Origin of the sequence: Gracilibacillus dipsosauri (assembly GCF_003176895.1) — a bacterium.
GTDB classification, from domain to species: domain Bacteria; phylum Bacillota; class Bacilli; order Bacillales; family Amphibacillaceae; genus Gracilibacillus; species Gracilibacillus dipsosauri.
This window is the reverse complement of the sequence record NZ_QGTD01000020.1, coordinates 182,432-207,181: the sequence shown is the minus strand read 5'-3', so window position 1 is coordinate 207,181 and position 24,750 is coordinate 182,432. Positions and strand designations below refer to the sequence as shown.

The following is a 24,750-nucleotide window of genomic DNA, read 5'->3' as shown; positions in this document are numbered from 1 at the left end:
TATAGTAATAGGATGATATTGCTCATAAATTTCGTTAGCATTTCTAACAATAGGATGGAATATGATAAATTATATGATAAATTGTAAATATAGAACGTGATATTAGCAGTATTTAAGTGATATAGAATTATTTGACAATATTAATAAATTCATAGTATTATACACATACTTATAATTAAATGGGGGGATGTATTTTTATGGAATTAAAGCGCTTACTATTTATGCTTATTTCACTACTTGCCATATCATTATTTCTTGTAGCGTGTGGAAGTGATGATTCAGAAGTAGAAGGAGATGCGGATTCAAATTCAGGTGATGGTGGAGAAGCTACAGAAGAAGCACCTGATTTCTTAAGTATTCTTACTGGGGGAACAAGTGGTACTTACTATCCTCTGGGCGGGGAAATGGCGTCTACGATTACGGATGCTACAGGTATACAAACAGATGCTTTATCCTCAAATGCTTCGGCAGACAATGTGATCGCATTGCAAGAGGGGGAGGCAGAATTAGCTTTTGTTCAAACAGATGTGATCGATAATGCAGTAAATGGTGTCAATGCATTTGAAGGAAACAAAGTAGAAAACGTGCAAGCCATCGGATCACTCTATCCAGAAACGATCCAAATCGTAACAACAAAAGACTCTGGAATAAGTTCAGTGGAAGACTTAGCTGGTAAAAAAGTATCTGTCGGGGCACCTGGCTCTGGTACGTATATAAATGCAGAACAAATTTTAGAAATACACGGGATGACCATCGACGATATTGATGCACAAAATTTAGATTTTGGTGAATCCACTGGTGGAATCCAGGATGGTAATATTGATGCAGCTTTTATTACTGCAGGTACACCGACAGGAGCGGTCGAAGGATTAGGGGCAACAGTCGATGTTTCGATTATTCCAATTGCAGAGGAAAAAATTAATGATCTAGTAGAAAAATATCCATTCTATGCAAAAGATACGGTAAAGAAAGGCACGTATGGACTAGAGGAGGATGTCAACACCGTTGCAGTTCTAGCAATGCTTGCAGTTACTGACGATGTTCCAGAAGACACTGTTTATGAAATTACTAAAGCTATCTATGAAAATGCAGACAGTATGGCACATGATAAGGCATCTCTCATTTCACTTGAAACTGCTCTAGATGGAATTGGCATTGAAGTACACCCAGGAGCACAAAAATATTTCGATGAAAAAGGTATTAGTGCGGAATAAGTGGCATCGATGCTATAAATGAACTACTTAGCCGGCTGCCTACTGTTTTTTTAAAATGGCAGGCGGCTTTTCTGTCTTTATTCAATTATAAATACGGGTGACTATTAAATGAAACGTAAACTATTTGCCTCTAGCATCATTTTCGTTCTTTGTGCTGCACTTGTTACCGTAACTTTTAAGCTTCCTTTTATAACAGCATTGGTTTTCTATAAAGAAAATACAGAACAAATGAATGCATTTTTGCCAATTGAAAAAGGTGAAGTTTTTCAGATTATTTTTACCCACTCGATTCATCTTACAGACGTTGTCGAAAAATATAAAATTACAGACGACTTAGGAATGGAGCAATTTGAAATCATTTATGAGCATTTTGGTATTGGCATGCCCTCAAATGCACAAGAAGGAGAAGAATTTGTCTATGAAGATGGGAAGTATCATATTAAAAATCTAAACAATTATTTTCCATCTATGAATATTCGAAATGGAAAAACTGTTTCAGAAAATCGTCTTGTCTGGGGTACTGCAGGAGAGCCAGATGATGGTCATATGATCTGGTTCAATCAATATTTTAAACCAGGTGCTTGGTTTCATATAGAGGTAGAGAAACTTACCTTGTGGGAATATTGGAAAGGAGTGAGAATTCATGAGTGAAGAAAAACAAGTCAATAAAGTAACGGAAGAAGAGCAACGAAAATTACTCGAAAAATATGATGCCGAATCAAATACTAGGAATTTAAAAGGAATCATGGCAAAGGCCGTTTTTGTTATCCTGATTGCTTTTTCCTTGTTTCAAATATATACAGGTGTTTTTGGACAATATACAGCTTATCTCCAACGAACTGTTCACCTTGGTTTTGCCCTAGTTTTAATTTTTCTCCTGTTTCCTGCAATCCGAAAAAAGAAAAAGGATCAAATACCTTGGTATGATTACCTGTTAGCGTTACTTGCCATTGTCGTTTGTGCTTATTGGCCAGTTTACTATGACACTCTCGTTCAGCAAATTGGAGGTATCAACCAAGTACAAATGATAATTGGAGGTATTGCCACTCTCTTGGTTTTAGAAGCAGCGAGACGGGCTGTAGGCCTACCAATCACGATTATCTCCATGCTATTTCTATTGTATGCATTATTTGGTCCTCAAATGCCTGGCATGCTCATACATCGAGGGCTTAGTTTAGATCAATTAATCGAGTCGATGTTTTTTACAACAGAAGGAATTTTAGGGACACCACTACAAGTGTCTTCTACTTACATTTTCTTATTTCTATTATTTGGCGCCTTTCTCGTTCAAACAGGAGTGGGACAATATTTTAATGATTTAGCGATTGCTATAGCAGGCAAACGAACTGGTGGACCGGCAAAGGTAGCTATTTTTTCAAGTGCCCTTAATGGTACTATCTCGGGAAGCTCTGTTGCGAACACCGTAACAACAGGATCCTATACGATTCCAATGATGAAAAAATTAGGATACCGTAAAAACTTTGCAGGTGCAGTAGAAGCAGCATCATCCACTGGTGGGCAGATTATGCCCCCGATTATGGGTGCTGCAGCATTTTTGATGATTGAATTTGCTGGTGAAAGCTATTGGAATATTGCGAAAGCAGCAATTATCCCAGCAATTTTATATTTTGCTGGGATTTGGATTATGACACACCTTGAAGCAAAACGAACAGGGTTACATGGTTTAAAAGATGAGGAATTGCCAAAAAAGAAAGAAGTGTTTAAAAAGATTCATCTTTTATTACCAATCCTTGCTATTGTTTTGTTCCTATTTCAAGGAATGAGTGTAGAAAGAGCAGCATTATATGGTATTTTAGCTACCATTATTGTCAGCCTGTTTAGAAAAGACACGAGAATTACACCACGAAAGTTTGTTGAGGCATTGCGGCAAGGCGCGAGAACAGCATTAGGTGTAGCAGCAGCAACTGCTTGTGCAGGTATTATTGTTGGGGTAGTCACAAAGACGGGTCTAGGGTTGAAATTAGGAAATGGTCTAGTAGATATTGCAGGTTCTATCTCTTTTTCAACAGAATCCCAGCTATTACTTACCCTGTTCTTTACAATGATTGCATCTATTATTCTCGGAATGGGTTCACCAACAACAGCCAATTATATTATTACATCTACTATTGCTTTACCGGCAATTCTTGCTTTAAATGATAGTTTAGAAGTAGCTATTCCTGTATTAGCAGCACATATGTTTGTGTTTTACTTCGGAATCCTTGCAGATATTACACCTCCTGTTGCATTGGCAGCTTTTGCGGCAACTGGGATTTCTGGTGGGGAACCGATCCGAACTGGCTTTAATGCAGCAAAACTTGCTATTGCAGCATTCATTATACCGTACATGTTTGTCCTTAATCCGACCCTGCTAATGATTGAGGGAAGTTATTTGGATATAGGCTGGGCACTTATCTCAGCGATGCTAGGAATGCTCGTCATAGGAGCTTGTATGATTGGATTCTGGTATCGCAAATTACATTGGACCGAGCGGATTATTACACTGCTGACAGGCCTAATGCTCATGTATCCAGAAGGTTATTCTGATATTATTGGTCTAGGAGTTTTCCTCATATTATTTGTTATTCAGTTCCTGACCAGAGCAGATAAAAAGGGAAAATTACAGCATGCAAATGCTTAGGGAAAAGGTGATCTACCATACTGGGGATCGCCTTTTTTGCACAAAGAACCGGAATACTAGACCAGTAAAAATGACGATAGAAAAACAACGAAGCCGCTATTTTTTAAAATTTCTTCTGAAACTTTTTTTCCCCTTATTACGTATGAATGTTATGATGAAAGAAATTTGATTGGAAATTGAGGTAAGATAAATGGACATCCAACATTATAAAGACTCTTGGATACAACCAAAAGTAGAGAAGGCAAAAGAGTATTTTAATCAGCTATTTGAAGATGTTCGCGAACAATCCTTTGTCAATACTTTAACGACAGATTTAGAAGCATGGAAGCAGTCTCACATTCGCCCCTCTCTATTAAGAAAATCGAGAAAAGATACGAACTATCAACCTTATTTAAAATGGCTGAAATATACGGGTAAATTAGACGAATATTTAGATCGAAGTATTTCCTACATATACATGCGAGATCTAGGTTATTCATTAGCTGATCATGGGATTCAAGCAAAGATAAATCGTGCAACAAATTTTGTGAAGAATTATGTAATAGACACTAGTAATCACGAGCCTTTTCGATTAAGTACTCTCTATAGATGGGCGCAAAAGGAAGGAATAGAATCGACTTTTTTTTGGTTAATTCAAAAATTAAAATTAGTCTCCAAGCAACTTCCAGAAGCTATGGATAAAGAAAATGCACAACGAAAATTACTAAAAATTATAGCAGGAGTATTGTTGCAGGAGCTCGATCAATTAGATGAACAGTCCTCCGCTGACTTGCGTAGAAATAGACTAGACCAAGCGGTGAGGCTAGGTTATAGCTATGGATTAACCTATCCGTTTATCGATGATTTACTAGATGCCAATATATTGTCCAAAAAAGAGGAAGAGCAATTTTCCTCTTGGATCCGAACAACACTAGCGAAAGAAAAGGTAGCTGAATTAAAGAATTGGGAAGGAGAAAACGGTGATTTAGTCCGATTTGTTTATAAGGAATTGAAGGAAGCCTTTGAGTATATAAGGATGATTCAAGCAAATCTTGATGAACATCATTTTTTCGAGTTAAGCTATCTGTTTTTTCATGCCCAGGAATTGGATCGGGATAAAGATATAGATCATCCTAATTACACGAATGATGAATTGTATTTACCTATTATCTTAAAATCAGCATGCTCTAGAATGATTGTCCGATCCTTGATCGGAATGAAGGACAATGAGACAAATCAACAACGAATGTTCTTTTACGGAATTTATAATCAGTTAGCAGATGATCTAGCAGATATTAATCAAGATCAGAAAAGTGGAGCCGTTTCTTCCTATACTTATTATTTGAAATACTATCAGCAAAGATCAGACTTAGTAAATCCTTTTGAACTTTATTGGACGGTAATTTATCATTTGATTCATCGCGTATATGATTCCGATCAAAAAACGTGTGAAATAATTTTAAATCGTGCGATAAATGGTTTAAAGCGTTTGAAAATTCGTATGGGTGAAAAGGCTTATACAGAACTTATGAAGATTCTGACACAACGAATGCCTGAATTTAATCGCTTCATTCAGCATTTAGTCCAAAAAGCGGATAATGTTGATTTCTTTGATAAATTACTTCGGGATCATTTTGTTCAAAATCTACGGAATCAAAAACAAGCAAAAACGGATTTTTTCCAAACGATCAAGGATATAAGAAATCAAATTAATCAATTATTACCAATCAAGGAAGGGAATGGAGCAAGAGAATCGATTTCTCATGCAGCAAATTATAGCATAGAAGGGGCAGGGAAGAGATTAAGACCGATTGTTACTTGGTTAATGGGTGTCCAAGTTTATCATTTTCAACCATCCTCCATTATTCCATTAATCCGTTCTTTAGAATATATGCACACGGCTTCCTTAATCTTTGATGATTTGCCATCTCAAGATAATGCCTCCTATCGCCGTGGAAGAGAAACATTACACGAGAAATATAATACAGCCATTGCTGAATTAACAGGCTTATTTCTAACGCAAAAAGCGTATGAAGAACAAGCCTCACTTAATTCCTTTGACCCTAGTACTGTATTACAATTAATTCAATATTCTGCTCAAAAAACAGCAGAAATGTGCAGAGGCCAAGCTATTGATCTAGCGGCAAAAGGAAAGGAACTAACAATAGAAGAGTTAAATGATATGTGTTTTTATAAAACGGGAATTGGCTTTGAGGCATCTTTAGTCATGCCTTCCATTCTCGCAAAAGCATCGGAAGAAGAAAGAAGTTCACTTAAAAAGATTGCCTACCATGCAGGTATCGCTTTTCAAATAAAAGATGACCTTTTGGATGTAGAGGGTGATTTACAATTACTTGGTAAGCCAGTCGGCAATGATCAACAAAACAACAGCTCTACATTCGTAACCATTTTAGGAATGGACGGTGCTAAGAAAGAGATGTGGAACCACTACTGTGAAGCCGTAGAAACGATCGATAGATTACCATATGAAACAAATTTTTTAAGACAGCTGTTAGATTTTTTTGTGAATCGTGAGTATTAAGCCAGCCCGTTGAAATTAGTTGGGTCAAAAGAATAGTAAAGAAAGAAAAATCCGAACGTTAATATTTCTGCACTGAAGCTGCTTCGTCAAAATACTTCGCTCAGTCAGAAGAATGTTCGGATTCTCATTCACCCTATTTAGTTTATGCCTCAGCCACTTTTTCATTTCCTCAATAATAGAAGTATAAAATAGGGGGCACCGATTAATGCTGTCATGATACCTGCCGCAATGCCTTCTGGCTCAATAATGTTTCGACCAATCGTATCTGCAATTAATAATAAAAGGCCACCAATCAAAATGGCAATTGGAAGATAAAGCTGGTTTCTTGGCCCTATAATGGATTTGGCAATATGTGGAGCCATTAGACCAACAAAGGCTATTCCGCCTGTTACCGATACGGCAGCTGCAGCGAGTGCAACAGCTGCAACCAAAAGTAACACCCTTTCCTTCTCAACACGAACTCCCACTCCAACCGCAACAGGCTCACTGAAGCTGAGCAGATCAAGCTTATTCGCTTTATATAGAGTGAATGGAATAAGAATTAATAGCCATGGCAGTATTGCTATAATAAATGGCCAATCAGTACCCCATATCGAACCCGCTAACCATTTGGCGATAAAATCTACTTTTTCTCGCTCAGATGAAGATATAAGGACAACCATAAGTCCCGAGCAGGCCATCGAGAAACCAACACCTACTAGTATCAGTTTAATTGGTTGTAACCCAATTCCCTTAGTATAAGAAAAAATATAAATTAATATCGCAATAAGAAAGGCACTGATAAATGCAATGATAGGTAGTGCATAAATAAAGGAACCAACATCAATAGGAAAGTATAAAAAGAAAATGGCAACCCCAATGCCTGCACCTGCATTAACCCCGATAATCCCAGGGTCAGCCAAATCATTTCTCGTGATACCTTGTAAAATGGCACCAGATACTGCCAATGCCATACCTGCCAGGATAGTAATGATTATTCTTGGCAAACGAATAGAATAAATAACAAACTCCTCTTTAAACGTACCCTGCCCTATAAAAGTAGGAATGATGCGATTAAATGAAACAGAAGAATAACCAATCCCTAAGCTGATCACGGCAATTAAAATAACGGAAGCAACAAGACTTATTACGATAATACGCTGTTTTGTTGTTTTACTAGTAGTCGGAATCAAAATGCTTTCCCCCCTCTACGAACGATGATTAAAAAGAAAGGGAGTCCCATTATTGCTACAATGGCTGCAACAGGTGTTTCAAAAGGTGCATTAATTGTTCGGCCAGCCAAATCTGCTAATACCATAAATGTCGCTCCAATAAAAACAGATAGTGGGAGAATTTTGTTATAGTCTGCTCCGATTATAGCACGCACAATATGTGGAACCATAAGACCAACGAAGGCTAAATTCCCTACCAAAGCAACAGCTGCTCCTGCTAAAATACTAATGAGAAGAAATAGTATTGCTTTGATGATAAGTATATTCTGCCCTAATCCAGTTGCTACATCTTCATTCAAACTGAGCAAGGATAGCTGTCGACTTAAAAACAAGGAGATGATGACACTTATTAAAATACAAGGCACAACCATTTTTAGCTGATTCCAATTAGTTCCGATCATCCCCCCAGCAGTCCACATCGAAACATCCTTCGATATTTTGAAATATATGCCAATTCCATCAGCAATCGCGTAAAGAAAGGCAGAAACAGCAGCGCCTGCGAGCACAATTTTTAATGGAGAAAAGCCCCCTTTTTGGACAGATCCTATGCCAACAACAAGTAGTGTTCCAAGTGAAGCACCAATAAAGCAGGCGATCATAATGGTAAAGTAATTAGCAGAAGGGAAAAAAGCTACGGTAATAGCCAGTGCTACATTTGCTCCAGCAGTTACACCTAGTAACCCTGGATCTGCTAGTGGGTTTCTTGTTACCCCTTGCATGATTGTCCCTGAAACTGCTAGTGCAGCACCAACAAAAAGTGCAGCAATAATTCGGGGTAACCGAATCTCCCTAAGCATGGTGAGGGTCTCGCTTTCCAAAGATGTGGTTATAGAAAGCCATACATCGTGTAAGGAAGTGTTAGCCGCACCAAGCCATAAGGCCAATATAGACGAGCCTAGCATGAAACAGATGCTAGCTATTAATTTGAATGAAAAATACTTGGATTTATTGATCATGATATCTCAGCTTTCTTCTTTTTTATCGAGTCAATCGTAATGCAGAACGAAGTTAGAATAATAATTATTCATCCAAAAAATGTTCCTTGAAAAATTCTAATTGGTATTCTAATGTTATTGGATCATTAAAATAGAATCCCTTCGCATCTGCAACAAAGACATGATCTTTTTGAACGGCGGGAATATTTTTGAATGTCTTCGTTTCCATAAAAGATGATTCTGTTTCCTCCGTCTTACTAATGATTAAATAATCTCCAACATAATCAGATAATACCTCTGGAGACAATGTATAGTAACCAGCTTCCAATGCATTCTCCTTCACTTTATCAGGCATTTTCAAGCCCATTTCTTGATAAAGAATTTCTGTACCTCTACCCCAGTTATCTCCAAATACGTATAATTCCTTATCGAAGTTCTCAATAACCGTTACTGTAGCATTTTCACCAATTTTCGCTTTAATTTCTTCGCCAGCTTGTTTAGATCTTGCCTTAAAATCCTTAATCCAGTTAGCGGCTTCCTCTTCTTTATTCAGTAGCTTACCGATTTCAAGGTGCTGTGTTAAATAATCCACTTTGTTATATGTAAAGGTAACCGTTGGTGCAATTTCTTTTAATTTATCAATATTTTTTGTCGTAGAAGCACCAATGATCAAATCAGGATTCAGCTCCATAATTTTTTCAAGATTTTCTTCTGATATCTCCTCTACACCTTCCAGGTCATAGTGTGGATTTTGCTTAGCCCAAGAATCTACTCCAATGAGTGGTACATCAAGTGCTAGAACATTACCAGCATAAGTAGAAACGACAACCACACGCTCTGGATTAGCGGGCACCTCCACAGGACCATTTTCTGACTCATACGTAATGGTTTCTGTCTCCTTTTCATTGACAGTTTCTCCATTCGTTTCTTTATTGCTACTACAACCTGTAATAAATAGAATAACTAAAATAACGAGTGCGAAGCTTATTTTTCTCATAAAAATTATCTCCTTTTAGAAAAACTTATTGATATTGATTATCATTTTCGATTATAATGATAATAGTTATCATTATCGTTTGTCAATATAAATTTAAATAGAAATACCTTTGGAGGAGGAAATCCATTTGCTTAAAGAAGAATGTTTCGATGTAACCATTATCGGTGGAGGCCCGGCTGGACTTTATTCAGCCTTTTATAGTGGACTGAGAGAGATGAAAACAAAAATTATCGAATTTCAGTCACAATTGGGTGGGAAGATACATGTATATCCAGAGAAATTGATTTGGGATGTTGGTGGATTACCGCCTGTAACAGGAACACAGCTTATTGATCATTTAGTAGAACAGGGCTTAACCTTTGAGCCTGAAGTTGTGTTAAATGAAAAGATAGAATCAATTGAAAAAGACGAAAATAATCTTTTTATTCTTAGAGGAAGTAGTGGGAAAATCCATTATTCCAAAACGGTTATCATTGCAACAGGTAGTGGTATCTTAAAACCACAAAAGTTAAATATTAAAGGTGCAGATCGTTTTGAAGTATCGAATTTACATTATACGGTTCAATCATATAAGCGCTTTAAGGATAAAGTAGTTCTCATTTCAGGGGGACGTGACGCAGCGATTGACTTGGCTAATGAGCTAGAACCAATCGCGAAAAAGGTATATATTACGTACCGAAGAGATAGCCTAACTGGTCACGAATCGCAAGTAACACAGCTATTAAATAGCTCGGTGGAGTGCTTTTTTCAATCCTCGATTACCAAGCTTATCTCCTCTAACAGAAAAACCATTAATCAGGTGGAGATCACTCATAATGAAACGAATGAGTCTACATATGTTGATATTGATGAACTTGTGATTAATCATGGCTTTGATCGAGATTCTACCTTAATAAAAAACAGTAAGATTGAAATTGAATTGTTGGATGACTTCTTTATAAAAGGAAGTACAAAATCAGAATCTTCCATTGATGGCTTATTTGCTGCGGGAGATATTATTAAGCACGATGGTAAGGTACATTTAATAATGGGGGCTTTCCATGATGCTACAAATGCTGTAAATAGTGCCAAAAAGTATTTAGAGCCCAATGCCGCGGAAATCGCCATGGTTTCTTCCCACAATGATATTTTCAAAAAAAGAAATGAAAAGCTTGTCGAAGAAATGCTTCGATGATGAGAGCAGACAGCGATCGGCTGTCTGTTTTTGCTATAATCATCACACATGATTTACTGGAAAGGGGTATAATAAACTATAGGTATAAATATTCAACGAAAGGAAGATAAAATGGGCTCAACAGAAGCAGGATGGAAATTTGACAATAGCTATGAAGATTTGCCTGAGTTTTTTTATAGTAAAGTAGAGCCAACACATGTTAAAGATCCAGAAATAAGAGTACTTAATCATGCATTACTCCAAAGCCTTGGCTTAGCAGCAATATCAAAAACTGAAATGCTCGGAGTTTTTTCTGGTAATAAGATGCCGGAAGGTACCCAATCTATTTCACAAGCATATGCAGGACATCAATTTGGGAATTTTACGATGCTTGGAGATGGACGAGCTGTATTAATTGGAGAGCAGCTTACCCCAGCAGGTGATAAATTTGACTTACAGTTAAAAGGGGCAGGGAAAACACCCTATTCTAGAGGTGGTGATGGCAGGGCAACCTTAGGCCCGATGTTAAGAGAATATATTATAAGTGAAGCAATGTATCAATTGGGAATACCGACATCACGTAGTTTGGCGGTGGTTACGACTGGTGAAGAGGTTAGACGAGAAGTGGAATTACCTGGTGCGATTTTAACTCGTGTAGCTTCTAGCCATTTGCGTTTTGGTACATTCCAATATGCTGCTGCTTTTGGTGAAGAAGACGACATTAAACAATTAGCCGATTATGCAATTAAACGACATTATCCAACTTTGAAAAGTAAACCTAATCCATACCTTTCTTTAATAAAAGAAGTTGTAAACAGACAAGGGAAATTAATTGTTAAATGGCAGCTTGTCGGTTTTATTCATGGTGTGATGAACACCGATAATATGACAATAAGTGGGGAAACCATTGATTATGGCCCATGTGCCTTTATGGATGAATACGACCCCGCAACTGTTTTTAGTTCCATCGATATTCAAGGTCGTTATGCATATGGCAATCAACCAAATATAGGTGGCTGGAATTTAGCTAGATTTGCGGAAAGCCTATTACCTATATTACACGATGAAGAAGAACGAGCCCTTGAATTAGCACAAGGTGCGATTGAGGAGTTCTCCGATATATTTTATGCCGAATGGATAAAAGGGATGAGAAGAAAGCTAGGGTTATTTAATGAGGAGCAAGAGGATGAAAAATTAATTGAAGAACTCCTACAATTGATGCAGCAATATAATGCGGATTATACGAACACCTTTCGAGCTTTGACTTTTCATCAAACCAACAGTCAGGTATTATTTGAACGGGATGAATTTAAAAAATGGCAAACAAAATGGAAACAAAGACGCGAAAGACAAGCAGAGTCCGAAGAAGAAGTCCTAGACTTAATGAAAAAAAGTAATCCTGCAGTTATTCCTCGAAATCATTTGGTCGAAGAGGCGATTGAAGCGGCTGTCACAAAAGAGGACGATAGTGTAATGAAGAACCTACTTGATATACTCGCTGATCCTTATGCACATACGAAAGAACAAGTGGAGTATGCAGCACTTCCACCAAAGTCAAAGCGACCACAACAAACGTTTTGTGGAACATAAGGATTAGTGCTTCAAAATGGGAGAGGAGTAAAACGATGTATGAATTAAAAACAAGAGAAAATGATCGAGATGTACTTGAATTTATTGAAGCAATTGAGCATGATAGAAAGCGTGAAGATGCATTAAAACTACTCGATATTTTTACAAAAACGACGGGTTATCCTGCAAAAATGTGGGGCACGACTATCATTGGCTTTGGTTCATATCATTATAAATATGCTTCTGGACATGAAGGAGATGCACCACTCGTCGGATTTTCTCCGAGAAAAGCCAAGATTAGTTTGTATTTTGCTACAGGTGCCGAACGAGAGGAATTGTTATCTCGTTTTGGTAAGCATACTTCTGGAAAAGCTTGTGTGTATATTAACAAATTAGCGGATGTAGACGTGGAAGTGTTGAAGGAATTAATTCAACATTCCATTCAATTCTTACGAAAAACTTATCCAGAAGGTTAAACATACATTTGTCGATATTTTGTTGGAGTCATACCTTCATTTTCTAGAAAAAGCTTATTAAAATAACTTGGATTAGGATAACCGGATTTTTCGGCAATTTCTTTAATCGTAAGTTTTCTCTCTTCTAATAATAATTGCTTGCTCCATTGCATACGGCAAAGTGTTACAAAAGCCATTGGAGTCATCTGTGTTACCCGTTTAAACAATCGACAGAAATAATAAGTACTTACTCCAGTTTCCTTTGCCCAGTATTCTAGGTCAAATGGCTCTGGAGCTTTTTCTTGCATTTTTGGTAACAGTGCTTGGATTCTTAAATCCAATTCTTGTTTAGAAGTTGATTCCATAGGTACCGCTATATTAGTAAACGTAGCTAGAAAAGAATAAGTAATGGTTGATAATTGGATTAGCTGTAAAAAGCTATTATCATCTGCCTCTTGTAATAACTTTTCATGCACCTTCTCCAATTTTGCGATATCTGGTAATCGCCATAGAATAAACCTACCAAAACCAGTCTCTGATAAAAAGCTATGCAACGTACTTCCATAAAAATGTACCCATCTAATACTCCATGGATCCTTTGTACTACTATAATATCTTTGTTCCTGTTGTGGAAAATAAAGAAAAGCATCCCCTCTATGTAAGGTGTATTGCTTCCCTTCTATTTCTAAAAAACCACTTCCAGAAAGAATAAAATGAATACTGAAATTATCTAATGATCCTGCTTCACGATAGACAGCATGGTCTTTCGCTGATTCGTAACACCCGACTGACTCAGGTAGAATCATATATTCATGTTTTTTTAAGGTTGGTAGCAAAACCTGACGGTACATTTTCATACCTCCATAAGGACAATATTCTGTTATTTGATAGCAAAAAGCTTCTATTTTTATTTTAAATTAAATCGATTATAATAACAATAAAGTTATAGGGGAGGTAATTATATGTCGATTAAATGGGGAGTTATAAGCACAGCGAATATCGCACAAAAAGCAGTGATTCCGGGGATTAAGGAATCGGAAACAGGTGAAATCTATGCGATTTCTAGTCGTAACTTAGAAAACGCAAAAGCAATAGCAGAGCAATTAGACATTCCGGTTGCGTACGGAAGCTATGAAGAATTATTAGCAGATTCGAATATTGATGCCATATACATCCCGTTACCAAATCATTTACATAAAGAATGGTCCATTAAAGCGATGGAGGCAGGAAAGCATGTACTCTGTGAGAAACCTGCGGCATTAAATGCAAGGGAAACTCGGGAAATGGTGGAAGCAAGCAAAAAGGCTGAAGTGGTTTTTGCCGAAGCATTTATGTATCGTTATCATCCTAGGTATCAAATGATCCAAGAGTTATTGGCGAAAGGTGAGATTGGAGAAATTCGTGGACTTCATGGAGTTTTTACCTTTAATAGTGCATCTGCGAAAGAAAATGTGCGGTTTAAAAAGGCGTGGGGTGGAGGTTCCTTGTATGATGTTGGGGTTTATCCAATTAGTGCTGCAAGAATGATTCTGAAAGAGGAACCTCAGGCAGCAACCGTTCATGCACTTTTTTCAGAACAACATGATCAGGTTGACATGATGGCATCAGGAATTTTGGAATTCGATCATGGTGTGGCACTTACCTTTGATTGTGGGATGTGGGCAGACTTCCGTAATCGATTAGAAATTCTAGGGACAGAAGGTAAAATTGAGGTGCCATCTGCATTTGTTGTCAATCAAAACGAACAAGATCATTTCTTTGTTCACACGAGTAAAGGCACTAAAGAAGTAGAGGTTCCATATGTTAATCAATACGCATTGCAAGCAGATGCGGTGGGACAAAGTATTCTAAACGGTAAGCCTTTACCATATCCTGCAAGTGATGCTATTTTGAACATGAAGGTGCTTGATGCTTGTTTGACCTCTGCTGAAGAGAGAAGGCGTGTAGAGATTAAGGAGGAGGAATAACGTGAATACCATTCAAATTAACGGACTTGATAAGCCGGTCACTACTTTAATTCAAGGTTCCGATTATTTCAAGCCAAGTGTGTATGATAAAGTTTGTCAGGTGTTAGATCGATATGTTGCAATTGGTGGGAATACAATAGATACTGCCCATATTTATTGTGGTGGGGAAAGTGAAATTGCGATTGGTCAATGGCTGAAGGAGCTCAACAATCGTGAGGATATCGTTATTTTAACGAAAGGAGCGCATCATGACCAAAATGGGCCACGTGTTAATCCTGAGGCGATAAAACAAGATCTTTCCGAGAGTCTAGAAAGACTCGGAACAGATTATATTGATTTATATGCACTCCATAGAGATGATCCAGATGTGCCAGTCAGTGTCATCATTGATGCATTAAATGAGCATATCGAAGCTGGCCGAATAAAGGCTATTGGTGGTTCCAACTGGACGACAGAACGAATCCAAGCGGCAAATGATTATGCTAGTTCAAAAGGTTTGATAGGCTTTTCATTTAGTAGCCCAAACCTTAGTCTAGCAAAGGCAAATGAACCATTTTGGAAAGGATGTGTCTCAACAGATAGTGCTGATATAAAATGGCATGAAAAGACACAATTACCTATCCTATCTTGGTCCTCACAAGCTAGAGGATTTTTCACTGGAAGATTCACACCAGAGGATCGTAGTAATGAGGATCTTGTCCGTGTCTTCTATAGTGACGCGAATTGGGATCGTTTAAGACGAGCAGAAAAATTAGCAAAAGAAAAAGGAGTAACAGCAATTCAAATTGCTTTAGCCTATGTCCTGAATCAAAAATTTCCAACATGTGCATTAATTGGTGCACAGAATGAACAAGAACTAGTATCCTGCTTGGAAGGATCAGAAATTGAACTTTCTTCCAATGAAGTAGATTGGTTAGAAAATGGGGAGTAAACAAAAATACAAGCTGACAGCATTTAGTCAGCTTGTATTTTTAAGTCCGCATTTAAAAGTTTGGTAAGATTCAACAAACATCGCAAACTTGTTTATGGTAATAGCTCTAATAATGCATTTATGTTAGCAGATACCCATTTATCTTTATGGTGAGCAGCATAAATAGCAATACTGTCCTCAAATTTTGTCTTTTCATAATGAAGTTTGCCTTGATCGATTTCCTCTTTAACAACAAATTGCGGGAGCATTGATTTTCCTAGACCCAGGAGAACACATTTTTTAATAGCTTCTATACTTGGTAATTCCAATTTATTCTCTGTAGGCTGACTATGGTAAGTTAAATATTCCTCAATGATTGGTCGCCAGCTACAAGTATATTCTGTTACCAGCATGTTTGTCGTTTCTTTTTTGGGAGGATGTACTAAAACTAGTTTTTCGTCAGTCAGTTTGTGAATTTTTAATTCGGAAGAGAGCCAACTGTTCGTTTCCACAAGGAGCGCCACATCGATTTCATTTTGTTTTAATTGATCCGCTAAATCCTCATAGTCGATCGGTTTTACTGTTAAATGGACTTCAGGGTATTGATGCATAAATGCTGTGATAATGTTAGGGAGCCAATAGATTAGTAAGGATTCACTCACCCCAATGGTTAGATCCCCACTCGGTTGATCTGTTTGTCTTATGACTTCCTTCGATTCCGTATATAAACGAATGATATCTAACGCATATGGGAGAAAACGCTCCCCAGTTTGAGTTAATACGACTTTTTTTCCAAGACGGTCAAAAAGTGGATAACCAAGCTCCTTCTCCAATTCCTTTATATGTGCGGTTATAGAAGACTGTGCATAACCTAATTGTTCTGCCGCTTTCTTAAAGCCGCCTACATCTATAATTGTACGAAAGGTAATTAGATGACGTAATTCCATTCTTTCACCTCATCATTATCATTTTTTCTGAACTAAATTATCTAAAATATCTATTTTACTGAACATTAAATGTATTATACACTAAATATAAGGAAAAAACGAGATGTTATAGGAAGGATGAGGAATATGAAAGTATTGACTGTTGTCACACATCCGAGAGAGGAATCGTTAACATTTGCAGTTGCTGATAAATTTATGCAAGGCCTAAGAGATGCAGGTCATGAGATAGAAGTGCTTGATTTATATCGAAGTGGATTTAATCCAGTATTAAAGGAGGAGGATGAACCGGATTGGCAAGCAGAACAACAACAGTTCTCATGGGAAGTAGAAAAAGAAATGGAGCGTTTGGAGAAGTATGAGGCATTAGCTTTCATTTTTCCGTTGTGGTGGTGGAGTGTGCCTGCCATGTTAAAAGGTTATATTGATAGAGTATGGAATTATCATTTTGCTTACGGTAACCAAAGATTGAAACATCATCATGTGCTTTGGCTTAGTTTAGCAGGGGCACCAATAGAAAGGTTCGAAAAAAGAAAATATGATTCAATGATGAACCATTATTTTAATATAGGCTTGGCAGATTATTGCGGGATACCTAGTTCTCAATTTGAGCTATTCTATGACACGATAAAGGTTAAGTCGGGCTACACAGAGCATTGGTTCCAACGAGCATACAAGCTTGGATATCATTTTGACAGGAATGATAGTTCAAAGAAGAACGTTTTAGATAACGAACGTTAACGTTTCGCTAACCGCACGTCCGCTGATGGAAAATTTCCATTTAATAAAAAGAAAGCAAGAAGGGCTATGATACCCTTTCTGCTTTCTTTTTTTAGTAATAAGGTGGATAATACGGCGGAAAAAGAAATGGATACAGTAGCAGGCCACTTAGTAAACCTAATGGATAACGGTATGGTCGAAAACGACGATAATATCTTCTTGGATAATAGCCATAACCGAATTGACGGTCTGTTTCTCCCTCTTCTACATTTTCTGGTATGAGAATCGTTACATTGTCATTATCTACTGCTTGGATAATCCCTTCAAATTGTGTTCCATTACTTAATTGTCCCATTACATAATAATCCTTATAACGATCACACAGGTTCTTCATATTACTAGTTTGATAAGCAGGTAATGTTTGATTTTGATAATGCATGATTTTACTCCCCTCTCTTATAATCGCATTTTTGCTTAATTGTTAATTCTCCTATTTAGGATATTCACCTATACCTTTTAATGTGAAAATATCGATTAAGAAAACCTCAGTGTAAAATCAATGTTAAGTTTGTTAATCCTGTATATATTGTTTGTTTGAATTCTGTAAAAAGAACAAAATTGCTGTATTTATATGTTTTAATAGCTTTAGTTTGATATATGGAGCAACTTTAGTAGGCGAGGAGGTTATAAAATTGCAGCATGTTGAAATGAAAAATATAGCAAAGTCCTATGATAAAGAGCATTATGTGTTAAATGGTATTGATTTAGAAATAGAAGAAGGAGAATTTTTTGTTCTTGTAGGACCTTCAGGATCTGGTAAAAGTACATTATTACGAATGATTGCAGGGCTTGAGGAGATATCTGGTGGAATATTAAAAATTAATGATAAAGTAGTGAATCATTTACGCCCAAAGGATCGAAATTTGTCTATGGTATTTCAAAACTATGCTTTATATCCACATTTATCAGTGGAACAAAATATTTTATTTGGCTTGAATGCGAAAAAGGTCAAAAAACAAGAACAGAAAAAAAGATTGACCGAAACAGCTGAAATGATGGGACTAACAGAACTGTTAAAACGAAAGCCCAAACAACTCTCAGGTGGGCAAAGACAGAGAGTTGCTTTGGCTAGGTCTGTTGTAAGTGAAGCACCTCTTTTCTTAATGGATGAGCCTCTATCCAATTTAGATGCAAAGCTTCGAGCACATATGCGCATGGAGATTAGGCGTCTACAAAAGAAACTAGGATTAACGATGATTTATGTCACCCATGATCAGGTCGAGGCAATGACAATGGGAGATCGGATTATGGTCTTAAATGATGGTAAAATCCAACAAGTTGGCGATCCTATCTCTTTATACAATAACCCCGCTAATTTATTTGTTGCTTCTTTCATTGGATCACCAAAAATCAATCTCGGTCAAGCTATGATCAAAGAAGAAGAAATTATTATTGAGGATTGCTTACATATACCGCTTCAAAATGCTGATATAACAAATCTTAAAAAAAGAGATCATCTTACTATAGGAATAAGAGCCGAGCATTTATTCAAAGGAACACCAGAAAACAAGACACATCAATTAGAAATCATCAATGTGGAACATCTCGGAAATGAAACATTACTTACATTTGAAGTTGGGCAACAGTTTTGGACAGCAAAATGGTTAGGGCAATGGCAAGTTACAGCTGGGGATATGGTTCCAGTCCAAATATCTATTGACAATATGCATTTCTTTGATACTCAAACAACTGAATTGGTACAAGCTGCTCCAAATGTAACAAGAGATCAAGGGGTTATTGCCATATGAATGATATAACGGTTCGTACTGAGACAGATTATGCAATAGAATTTAACAAAATAAAAAAGATACACCGAATTCAGTCATTTTTTAAAGGTATCCTGTTTCTTTTACCTTCTATCTTGCTGTTTAGTGTCTTTTTGTTTTATCCAATGATGAAGACCATTTATCTAAGCTTTTTCTTAACTGATAATAGTGGGGCGACGACAGTGTATGTGGGCCTTGATAATTTTAAAGCAATTTTTTCGTCACCCATATTTTTGCAAAGCTTAAAAGTCACATTGCTATTTGTTGTTTATACCGTTCCGGGAACAGTTTTAATCAGTCTTGTACTGGCCATTCTAGCTAATGAAAAATTGAGAGGAATTGGTATCTTTCGCACGATATTTTCTTCCACAATGGGTATTTCTGTTGCAGCAGCTTCTGTCTTCTGGATGTTTCTATTCCATCCTACGATTGGCTGGCTGAATCAAATTTTAGCAACATTAGGTATAGAGGCTATTGGTTGGTTAACAGATCCAGATTGGGCACTTTTGTCTGTTTCTATTTCAACAATATGGATGAACATAGGTTTTACGTTTTTAATTTTGCTAGGTGGACTTCAATCTATTGATTCCTATTTATATGAGAGTGCTGATATTGATGGGGCAAGTTATTTTTACAAGCTTAGAAGAATCACGATTCCAATGCTCTCACCGACATTATTTTTTGTTATTACGGTTTCCTTTATTAATGCTTTCCAGACCTTTGGACAGGTAGATATGTTAACAAGAGGTGGACCACAGAATGAAACAAATGTTATCGTGTATTCCATTTACCAAGAAGCTTTTATGAATTATCAGCATGGTTCTGCAAGTGCCCAGGCGATCGTCTTATTTGTCATTATATTAGTCCTGACTCTTATCCAGTTTAAGCTAGGAGAAAGGAAGGTGCATTACCAATGACCGTACCGATTCACCAAAAGATAATTTTTTATTTATTGCTTACGATTTCAGCTATAGTAATTTTTGCGCCTGCAATTATAGCCTTTTCAATGAGTTTTATGTCAAATCAAGAGATCATGACAGGGACATTAATACCCTCTTCCTTTACATTGGATAATTATGTGCAAGTCTTTGATAGATTTCCCTTATTTCAGTTTTTGCTAAATAGTCTTATTGTTTCATTAGCTATTATGGTAGGACAACTTACTTTATCTAGTTTAGCAGCATATGCATTTGTTTTCTTAGAGTTTAAAGGAAGAGATCTTTTGTTCTTTGTTTTCATTGCAACAATGATGGTTCCTTTTGAAGCATCGATCATTCCGAACTTTCAAACAGTTCGGGACATGGGATGGATTAATACATATACAGGTCTTACACTACCATTTTTTGCGATGGCCTTTGGAACATTCTTGTTAAGACAAAGCTTTAAGCAAATTCCTAAAGAATTGAAGGAAGCTAGTGAGATAGCAGGAATTGGTGATTTCAAGTTTTATTTAACTGTTGTTCTACCGATGGCAAGAACGAGTCTTGTTACACTAGGGGTTTATGGCTTTTTAACCTCATGGAATATGTATTTATGGCCATTGCTCGCTACAACAGATGAAACAACAAGAACTGTTCAGATTGGCTTACGACAATTGCAGTCACAGGAGCAATTGAATGAATGGGGCGTTATTATGGCGGGAGCAATTATCGTAGTTCTACCAACATTAATTCTTTTATTCTTAGGACAAAACAAATTACAAAAAGGTCTGGCAGAAGGGGCACTGAAGTAAGTAAAGCTTTATAGTTTTCAAATAATCAAAAATAAAGGAGTGTTTAAAACAAATGAAAAAAATGTGGTTAGCTTTGATGTTATTATTTTTTGCGCTTATCGCAGTAGGCTGTAATTCGAATGATGCCGATGCAAGTGAGGGAGAAGAAACAAGTAATGGATCTAGTGAAGAAGTAGATTCTAGTGAGGAGAAACAAACTGTGACATTTTGGCATGCGATGGGTGGTGCTGCACAGGAAGCCCTTAACAAAATTGTAGATGATTACAATCAATCACAGGACAAAATTCAGGTTAATGCAGAATACCAAGGTACATATGATGAAGCTTTGACCAAATTTCATACAGTGGCAGGTACGGACAGTGCGCCGACAATGATACAGGTTTTTGAAATTGGTACAATGTCGATGATTAACAGTGGACATATCGAGCCTATTCAAAATTATGTAGATAAAGATGATTATGATATGACTGGCTTAGAGGAAAATATAATCAACTATTATAAAATAGAAGATAAATTCTATTCCATGCCGTTTAACTCGTCTACTCCTGTTATGTACTACAACAAGGATGCATTTGAAGCTGCTGGGTTAGACCCTGAAAATCCACCAGCAACTTTTGAAGAGATTGAAGATGCAAGTAGAAAAATTGCAGAGAGCAATCCAGAAATGAAAGGATTTGCGTTACAAGCATATGGATGGTTATTTGAGCAATTATTAGCAAACCAGGGTGCCCTTTTAATGAATAAGGACAATGGCCGCTCTGATACTCCTACTGAAATCGGCTTTACAGAGGAACAAGGGAAGTCAATATTCAATTGGGTAAAAAATATGATTGATGAGGAAACATTTGCTAATTATGGAACGAATGGTGATAACATGGTTTCTGGTTTCTTGGCGGAAGATGTAGCGATGTTTATGCAATCATCTGCAAGTGCTCGTGATGTCATTGATAATGCACCATTTGAAGTAGGGGTTGCCTTTATTCCACATCCAGAGAGCACGGAGCGAGAAGGAGTTGTCATTGGCGGAGCTAGTCTATGGATGGTAGATGGAAAAGAGCAAGCAGAAAAAGATGCAGCATGGGGATTTATGAAGTACTTGCAAACACCAAAAGTTCAAGCAGAATGGCATGTGGGAACAGGGTATTTCGCAATCAATCCAGCTGCATATGAAGAGCAAGTCGTACTTGACGCTTACAAGGAGATGCCACAATTACAAGTAACAGTCGAGCAATTGCAATCTACCAAATCTTCTTTTGCGACACAAGGTGCAATTATGGATATGATTCCAGAAGGTCGTAGAATTGTGGAAACTGCACTTGAAACGGTCTATAATGGTGGAGATGTTGATGAAGCTTATCAAAATACGGTAGAACAATTAAATCAAGCTATTAAAAACGCAAATGCAGCTAGAGGTGAGTAAATATTATATCTTTCCCATCAAAGTGAATATTATTTCGCTTTGATGGATTTTTCTATCAGGAGGGGAAAGAGATGACAAAAATCTATGGTCATCGTGGTAGTAAAGGGGAATACCCAGAGAATACGCTATTAAGCTTTCAAAAAGCATTGAATGATGAGGTAGAAGGCCTAGAATTAGATGTTCATATGACAAGAGATGGAGAAATTGTTGTGATCCATGATGAAACGTTAGATCGCACGACAGATGGTTCAGGATACATTAAAGATTTGGAGCTAGGTTATATTAAAACGGTAAGTGCGGGAAGCAAATTTGACCATTTCGAAAATTACCATAGTAGTTGGGATAACGAAAAAGTGCCAACATTGGAGGAAGTTCTACAGCTTATAACTGGCAAAAATATTGAACTGAATATTGAACTGAAAACTTCTATTATCACCTATTCTGGCTTAGAGGAAAAACTCCTATCTATTGTGAATCGTTGGAATAGCGATGCTAAAATCGTTTACTCCTCGTTTCACTTACCAAGCTTGGTAAGATTAAAAAATACAGATCCAAGCGTTAATATTGCTTGGTTACTACATGCTCCTATTTCTAATCCAAAAGACTATATCGAGACATTCGAACTAGAGGCATTACATGTAGAAAAGGATTTGATTCTTTCTAGCTTATATAATCCATTTCATACAGTGAGTGAGTATGTTCGTGTTTGGACTGTGAATGAAGAAGACGAGATGAAAAAATTGATAGATTTAGGAGTGAATTCAATTATTACAGACTATCCACAAAAAGCAGTAAACGTAAGGATTAAATAAGAAAATTGCACCTATGAGCACAACACTCATGGGGCAATTTTTTATTTAAGCTCTAACCGATCGTAAGTCTTCTACCTCAAAGTTTAAGAAGATCAAAGTTAGGATAAAAATGTTGATTCTTCCTTTCCTTTTGATTTTGTCCACGAAGTATCCTTTCATCCAGTTCCTCTGCACTTTTTTTATTTAATGTAGAAAAACATCTTGGAACTCATCGTTTTGATGAGTTCCAAGATGTTTTATTGTTCCTGTCTAATTTGATTCATCCAGTGGTGTATTATTGATAAACGCTTGTTACTAGGGTTTTGTTTTAACATCAAGAGTTAAATTACTTTGACTCTCATTCTCAAATGCATCGATTGCTGTTACCTCTATTGTATAGCCTGTGTCCGGTTTAAGGCCTTGAACCGGCAGTAATAGAGGATCAGGTACCGGATTCCTATAATATTCCGAGAAAGCCTCGTACTCTAGAGCAACCTGACCGGTATCTTTTTCTCTAGCGACCACCTTATAAGAATGTACCAACAGATTGTCGTCTGCTTGTGTGAACTTAATTACAACCCGGTCTGAGGAAGCTGGATTTTTCACAGCGGAAATTTCGGCATCTTTTGTAAAATAAGGGGCTTTATGATCTCTCGTTTCAGTGTATTTAAATGTTTGAGGCTTAAAAGGACGCTTGATAACCCAATCTTCACCCACCCATGCATCATTATGAAAATCACGCCGCTTTATCACAACTTTGTTTTTGTACGCTTCCACGATGAGCCCCTGGCTGATCGTTTCATGACCAGGAGGTAATTCCCCTTGCAAGTAACCGGCTTCTGTCCACATATATTTAACCGAGGAAGTACCGACAGACGTAAAGTTTTCTTGGTGGATTGTTCTAGGATCATCCAAAGGGTAATGGGTATGACCAGAAAAATTTATGCTTTGTGGGTATTTTTTCAAAGTGTTATAGAGAAGATCCCGGTTAGTAACAGTTCCCCATTCACTTCCAAAAACAGTTTCTGTGAGGGGCTGATGCAGGAAGACAAAAATTGGTTTTCTGGGATCGTCCTTTTCTGCTTCGTTCAATTGTTTGTCTAGCCACTGAATCTGTTCTTTGGAGTAATAACCTTCCGTGACCCCGTTTTCCGGGCCCAGCCATATGAAGTGATAATCTTTGATGACTTTGTGCCCATATATCGCACCCATTCCAGTTTCGTCGAGAAATCGCTTTTGGGCATCTTCTATTGAGAGTCCGTTCCAATAATCATGGTTCCCAATTGTGAAGAGGGAAACGGCTTGAGGATTTTTTTTCTCATTATAAATCGAAAAAAAACGTTCATATTCCTCCTTTAATCCGTAATCAGTTAAGTCCCCTACAACTACAAAGGCATCTTGATGGGGGGCATGTTCATTAAGTTGATTCAGAGCGGTTTCAAACTTTCGTAGGTCCTCCATCCCGTTTTTTTCTATATGAACATCGCTGATGACAGGGAAAATGACCTCTGGCCTTTGTCCTTTGTTCATATTTTGCTGATCTGTTTCTTGAGCAGAAAAAGCCGTGAGAGGAAATTGAAAAACAACAAAGACAAGTAAAGAAACCGTAAAACAGACTATTTTCGTTTTTAGGCTAAATCGATTCATGCATATGTTCCCTCCAATTTTTAGTATTGGTCACTAGTATAATGGAAGAGTTTTAAGCCCGCATGAATAGCTCGTAAAAATTGAGTTAAGTATCGGC

The 24,750-nt window shown here is 37.2% G+C and carries 22 protein-coding genes; 15 read left to right on the top strand and 7 right to left on the bottom strand.

Features of this window, described 5'->3' with window-relative positions; all coding sequences use genetic code 11:
- The first annotated feature begins 197 nt into the window (after positions 1-197).
- From DLJ74_RS18965 to DLJ74_RS18945, 4 genes are all read left to right on the top strand, one after another.
- Positions 198-1,214 (top strand): TAXI family TRAP transporter solute-binding subunit, encoded by a 1,017-nt coding sequence (locus DLJ74_RS18965; RefSeq protein ID WP_109985643.1) that lies wholly within the window; start codon positions 198-200, stop codon positions 1,212-1,214.
- Between the two features lie 108 nt (positions 1,215-1,322).
- Positions 1,323-1,865 carry a DUF1850 domain-containing protein gene (locus DLJ74_RS18960; protein ID WP_054789039.1) on the top strand — a complete coding sequence of 181 codons (543 nt, stop codon included), beginning with the start codon at positions 1,323-1,325 and terminating at the stop codon, positions 1,863-1,865.
- On the top strand, positions 1,858-3,855 hold the full coding sequence (locus tag DLJ74_RS18955) for a TRAP transporter permease (RefSeq protein WP_109985642.1): 1,998 nt from the start codon (positions 1,858-1,860) through the stop codon (positions 3,853-3,855). Before DLJ74_RS18960 ends, DLJ74_RS18955 begins: the two co-directional genes overlap by 8 nt.
- A 190-nt stretch (positions 3,856-4,045) precedes the next feature.
- The gene (locus DLJ74_RS18945; RefSeq protein ID WP_109985640.1) at positions 4,046-6,376 is read left to right on the top strand and encodes a polyprenyl synthetase family protein; all 2,331 of its coding nucleotides are present in this window, start codon (positions 4,046-4,048) and stop codon (positions 6,374-6,376) included.
- A 161-nt stretch (positions 6,377-6,537) separates the two neighbouring features.
- Here the strand turns inward: DLJ74_RS18945 and DLJ74_RS18940 are convergent, their stop codons facing one another.
- The 3 genes from DLJ74_RS18940 to DLJ74_RS18930 form a co-directional block, all read right to left on the bottom strand.
- Positions 6,538-7,551, bottom strand: coding sequence for a FecCD family ABC transporter permease (locus DLJ74_RS18940; RefSeq protein ID WP_109985639.1), 1,014 nt, complete (start codon positions 7,549-7,551; stop codon positions 6,538-6,540).
- Positions 7,545-8,543, bottom strand: a complete 999-nt coding sequence (locus DLJ74_RS18935; protein WP_109985638.1) for a FecCD family ABC transporter permease — start codon at positions 8,541-8,543, stop codon at positions 7,545-7,547. The genes DLJ74_RS18940 and DLJ74_RS18935 overlap by 7 nt, the downstream gene beginning before the upstream one ends.
- 64 nt (positions 8,544-8,607) lie before the next feature.
- Positions 8,608-9,519: an iron-hydroxamate ABC transporter substrate-binding protein gene (locus DLJ74_RS18930; protein ID WP_109985637.1), complete on the bottom strand. Its 912-nt coding sequence runs from the start codon at positions 9,517-9,519 to the stop codon at positions 8,608-8,610.
- Between the two features lie 127 nt (positions 9,520-9,646).
- Here DLJ74_RS18930 and DLJ74_RS18925 point away from each other — a divergent pair, with 127 nt between their 5' ends.
- The 3 genes from DLJ74_RS18925 (at position 9,647) to DLJ74_RS18915 (ending at position 12,717) form a co-directional block, all read left to right on the top strand.
- The gene (locus tag DLJ74_RS18925; RefSeq protein WP_109985636.1) at positions 9,647-10,693 is read left to right on the top strand and encodes an NAD(P)/FAD-dependent oxidoreductase; all 1,047 of its coding nucleotides are present in this window, start codon (positions 9,647-9,649) and stop codon (positions 10,691-10,693) included.
- A gap of 111 nt (positions 10,694-10,804) precedes the next feature.
- Positions 10,805-12,262: a protein adenylyltransferase SelO gene (locus tag DLJ74_RS18920; RefSeq protein WP_109985635.1), complete on the top strand. Its 1,458-nt coding sequence runs from the start codon at positions 10,805-10,807 to the stop codon at positions 12,260-12,262.
- 35 nt (positions 12,263-12,297) lie between these two features.
- Positions 12,298-12,717 (top strand): DUF1801 domain-containing protein, encoded by a 420-nt coding sequence (locus DLJ74_RS18915; protein WP_109985634.1) that lies wholly within the window; start codon positions 12,298-12,300, stop codon positions 12,715-12,717.
- On the opposite strand, the gene DLJ74_RS18910 is transcribed toward DLJ74_RS18915, so the two are convergent.
- Positions 12,714-13,547 carry an AraC family transcriptional regulator gene (locus tag DLJ74_RS18910; RefSeq protein WP_109985633.1) on the bottom strand — a complete coding sequence of 278 codons (834 nt, stop codon included), beginning with the start codon at positions 13,545-13,547 and terminating at the stop codon, positions 12,714-12,716. The two genes, DLJ74_RS18915 and DLJ74_RS18910, sit on opposite strands and share 4 nt — an antisense overlap.
- 111 nt (positions 13,548-13,658) lie before the next feature.
- Here DLJ74_RS18910 and DLJ74_RS18905 point away from each other — a divergent pair, with 111 nt between their 5' ends.
- Both DLJ74_RS18905 and DLJ74_RS18900 read left to right on the top strand, forming a co-directional pair.
- Positions 13,659-14,663, top strand: coding sequence for a Gfo/Idh/MocA family protein (locus tag DLJ74_RS18905; RefSeq protein WP_054789040.1), 1,005 nt, complete (start codon positions 13,659-13,661; stop codon positions 14,661-14,663).
- Between the two features lies 1 nt (position 14,664).
- The gene (locus tag DLJ74_RS18900; protein ID WP_109985632.1) at positions 14,665-15,594 is read left to right on the top strand and encodes an aldo/keto reductase; all 930 of its coding nucleotides are present in this window, start codon (positions 14,665-14,667) and stop codon (positions 15,592-15,594) included.
- A 92-nt stretch (positions 15,595-15,686) separates the two neighbouring features.
- Here the strand turns inward: DLJ74_RS18900 and DLJ74_RS18895 are convergent, their stop codons facing one another.
- Positions 15,687-16,520 carry a LysR family transcriptional regulator gene (locus DLJ74_RS18895; protein WP_109985631.1) on the bottom strand — a complete coding sequence of 278 codons (834 nt, stop codon included), beginning with the start codon at positions 16,518-16,520 and terminating at the stop codon, positions 15,687-15,689.
- 126 nt (positions 16,521-16,646) lie between these two features.
- Between DLJ74_RS18895 and DLJ74_RS18890 the strand changes: the two genes are divergently transcribed.
- Complete coding sequence (locus tag DLJ74_RS18890; protein WP_109985630.1) at positions 16,647-17,258, top strand: NAD(P)H oxidoreductase; 612 nt, start codon at positions 16,647-16,649, stop codon at positions 17,256-17,258.
- 91 nt (positions 17,259-17,349) lie between these two features.
- Here DLJ74_RS18890 and DLJ74_RS18885 read toward each other — a convergent pair whose 3' ends face one another.
- Entirely contained in the window at positions 17,350-17,676 is a 327-nt protein-coding gene (locus DLJ74_RS18885; RefSeq protein ID WP_054789041.1) for a hypothetical protein, read from the bottom strand.
- A gap of 253 nt (positions 17,677-17,929) precedes the next feature.
- Here DLJ74_RS18885 and DLJ74_RS18880 point away from each other — a divergent pair, with 253 nt between their 5' ends.
- From DLJ74_RS18880 to DLJ74_RS18860, 5 genes are all read left to right on the top strand, one after another.
- Complete coding sequence (locus DLJ74_RS18880; RefSeq protein WP_109985629.1) at positions 17,930-19,045, top strand: ABC transporter ATP-binding protein; 1,116 nt, start codon at positions 17,930-17,932, stop codon at positions 19,043-19,045.
- A complete protein-coding gene (locus DLJ74_RS18875; protein WP_109985628.1) occupies positions 19,042-19,980 on the top strand; it encodes a carbohydrate ABC transporter permease in 939 nt (312 codons plus the stop codon). The genes DLJ74_RS18880 and DLJ74_RS18875 overlap by 4 nt, the downstream gene beginning before the upstream one ends.
- Positions 19,977-20,795 (top strand): carbohydrate ABC transporter permease, encoded by an 819-nt coding sequence (locus DLJ74_RS18870; protein WP_109985627.1) that lies wholly within the window; start codon positions 19,977-19,979, stop codon positions 20,793-20,795. Before DLJ74_RS18875 ends, DLJ74_RS18870 begins: the two co-directional genes overlap by 4 nt.
- 52 nt (positions 20,796-20,847) lie before the next feature.
- Positions 20,848-22,215 carry an ABC transporter substrate-binding protein gene (locus tag DLJ74_RS18865; RefSeq protein ID WP_109985626.1) on the top strand — a complete coding sequence of 456 codons (1,368 nt, stop codon included), beginning with the start codon at positions 20,848-20,850 and terminating at the stop codon, positions 22,213-22,215.
- A gap of 71 nt (positions 22,216-22,286) precedes the next feature.
- Positions 22,287-23,027, top strand: a complete 741-nt coding sequence (locus DLJ74_RS18860) for a glycerophosphodiester phosphodiesterase (RefSeq protein ID WP_109985625.1) — start codon at positions 22,287-22,289, stop codon at positions 23,025-23,027.
- A 294-nt stretch (positions 23,028-23,321) separates the two neighbouring features.
- On the opposite strand, the gene DLJ74_RS18855 is transcribed toward DLJ74_RS18860, so the two are convergent.
- Positions 23,322-24,653, bottom strand: a complete 1,332-nt coding sequence (locus DLJ74_RS18855) for a metallophosphoesterase (RefSeq protein WP_109985624.1) — start codon at positions 24,651-24,653, stop codon at positions 23,322-23,324.
- Positions 24,654-24,750 lie beyond the last annotated feature (97 nt).

Excerpts from the sequence above, each read along its gene's own strand:
- DLJ74_RS18965 (WP_109985643.1), top strand. The coding sequence starts at position 198 with ATGGAATTAAAGCGCTTACTATTTATGCTTATTTCACTACTTGCCATA.
- DLJ74_RS18960 (WP_054789039.1), top strand. The coding sequence starts at position 1,323 with ATGAAACGTAAACTATTTGCCTCTAGCATCATTTTCGTTCTTTGTGCT.
- DLJ74_RS18955 (WP_109985642.1), top strand. The coding sequence starts at position 1,858 with ATGAGTGAAGAAAAACAAGTCAATAAAGTAACGGAAGAAGAGCAACGA.
- DLJ74_RS18945 (WP_109985640.1), top strand. The coding sequence starts at position 4,046 with ATGGACATCCAACATTATAAAGACTCTTGGATACAACCAAAAGTAGAG.
- DLJ74_RS18935 (WP_109985638.1), bottom strand. The coding sequence starts at position 8,543 with ATGATCAATAAATCCAAGTATTTTTCATTCAAATTAATAGCTAGCATC.
- DLJ74_RS18930 (WP_109985637.1), bottom strand. The coding sequence starts at position 9,519 with ATGAGAAAAATAAGCTTCGCACTCGTTATTTTAGTTATTCTATTTATT.
- DLJ74_RS18920 (WP_109985635.1), top strand. The coding sequence starts at position 10,805 with ATGGGCTCAACAGAAGCAGGATGGAAATTTGACAATAGCTATGAAGAT.
- DLJ74_RS18915 (WP_109985634.1), top strand. The coding sequence starts at position 12,298 with ATGTATGAATTAAAAACAAGAGAAAATGATCGAGATGTACTTGAATTT.
- DLJ74_RS18910 (WP_109985633.1), bottom strand. The coding sequence starts at position 13,547 with ATGTACCGTCAGGTTTTGCTACCAACCTTAAAAAAACATGAATATATG.
- DLJ74_RS18905 (WP_054789040.1), top strand. The coding sequence starts at position 13,659 with ATGTCGATTAAATGGGGAGTTATAAGCACAGCGAATATCGCACAAAAA.
- DLJ74_RS18895 (WP_109985631.1), bottom strand. The coding sequence starts at position 16,520 with ATGGAATTACGTCATCTAATTACCTTTCGTACAATTATAGATGTAGGC.
- DLJ74_RS18890 (WP_109985630.1), top strand. The coding sequence starts at position 16,647 with ATGAAAGTATTGACTGTTGTCACACATCCGAGAGAGGAATCGTTAACA.
- DLJ74_RS18885 (WP_054789041.1), bottom strand. The coding sequence starts at position 17,676 with ATGCATTATCAAAATCAAACATTACCTGCTTATCAAACTAGTAATATG.
- DLJ74_RS18875 (WP_109985628.1), top strand. The coding sequence starts at position 19,042 with ATGAATGATATAACGGTTCGTACTGAGACAGATTATGCAATAGAATTT.
- DLJ74_RS18870 (WP_109985627.1), top strand. The coding sequence starts at position 19,977 with ATGACCGTACCGATTCACCAAAAGATAATTTTTTATTTATTGCTTACG.
- DLJ74_RS18865 (WP_109985626.1), top strand. The coding sequence starts at position 20,848 with ATGAAAAAAATGTGGTTAGCTTTGATGTTATTATTTTTTGCGCTTATC.
- DLJ74_RS18860 (WP_109985625.1), top strand. The coding sequence starts at position 22,287 with ATGACAAAAATCTATGGTCATCGTGGTAGTAAAGGGGAATACCCAGAG.
- DLJ74_RS18855 (WP_109985624.1), bottom strand. The coding sequence starts at position 24,653 with ATGAATCGATTTAGCCTAAAAACGAAAATAGTCTGTTTTACGGTTTCT.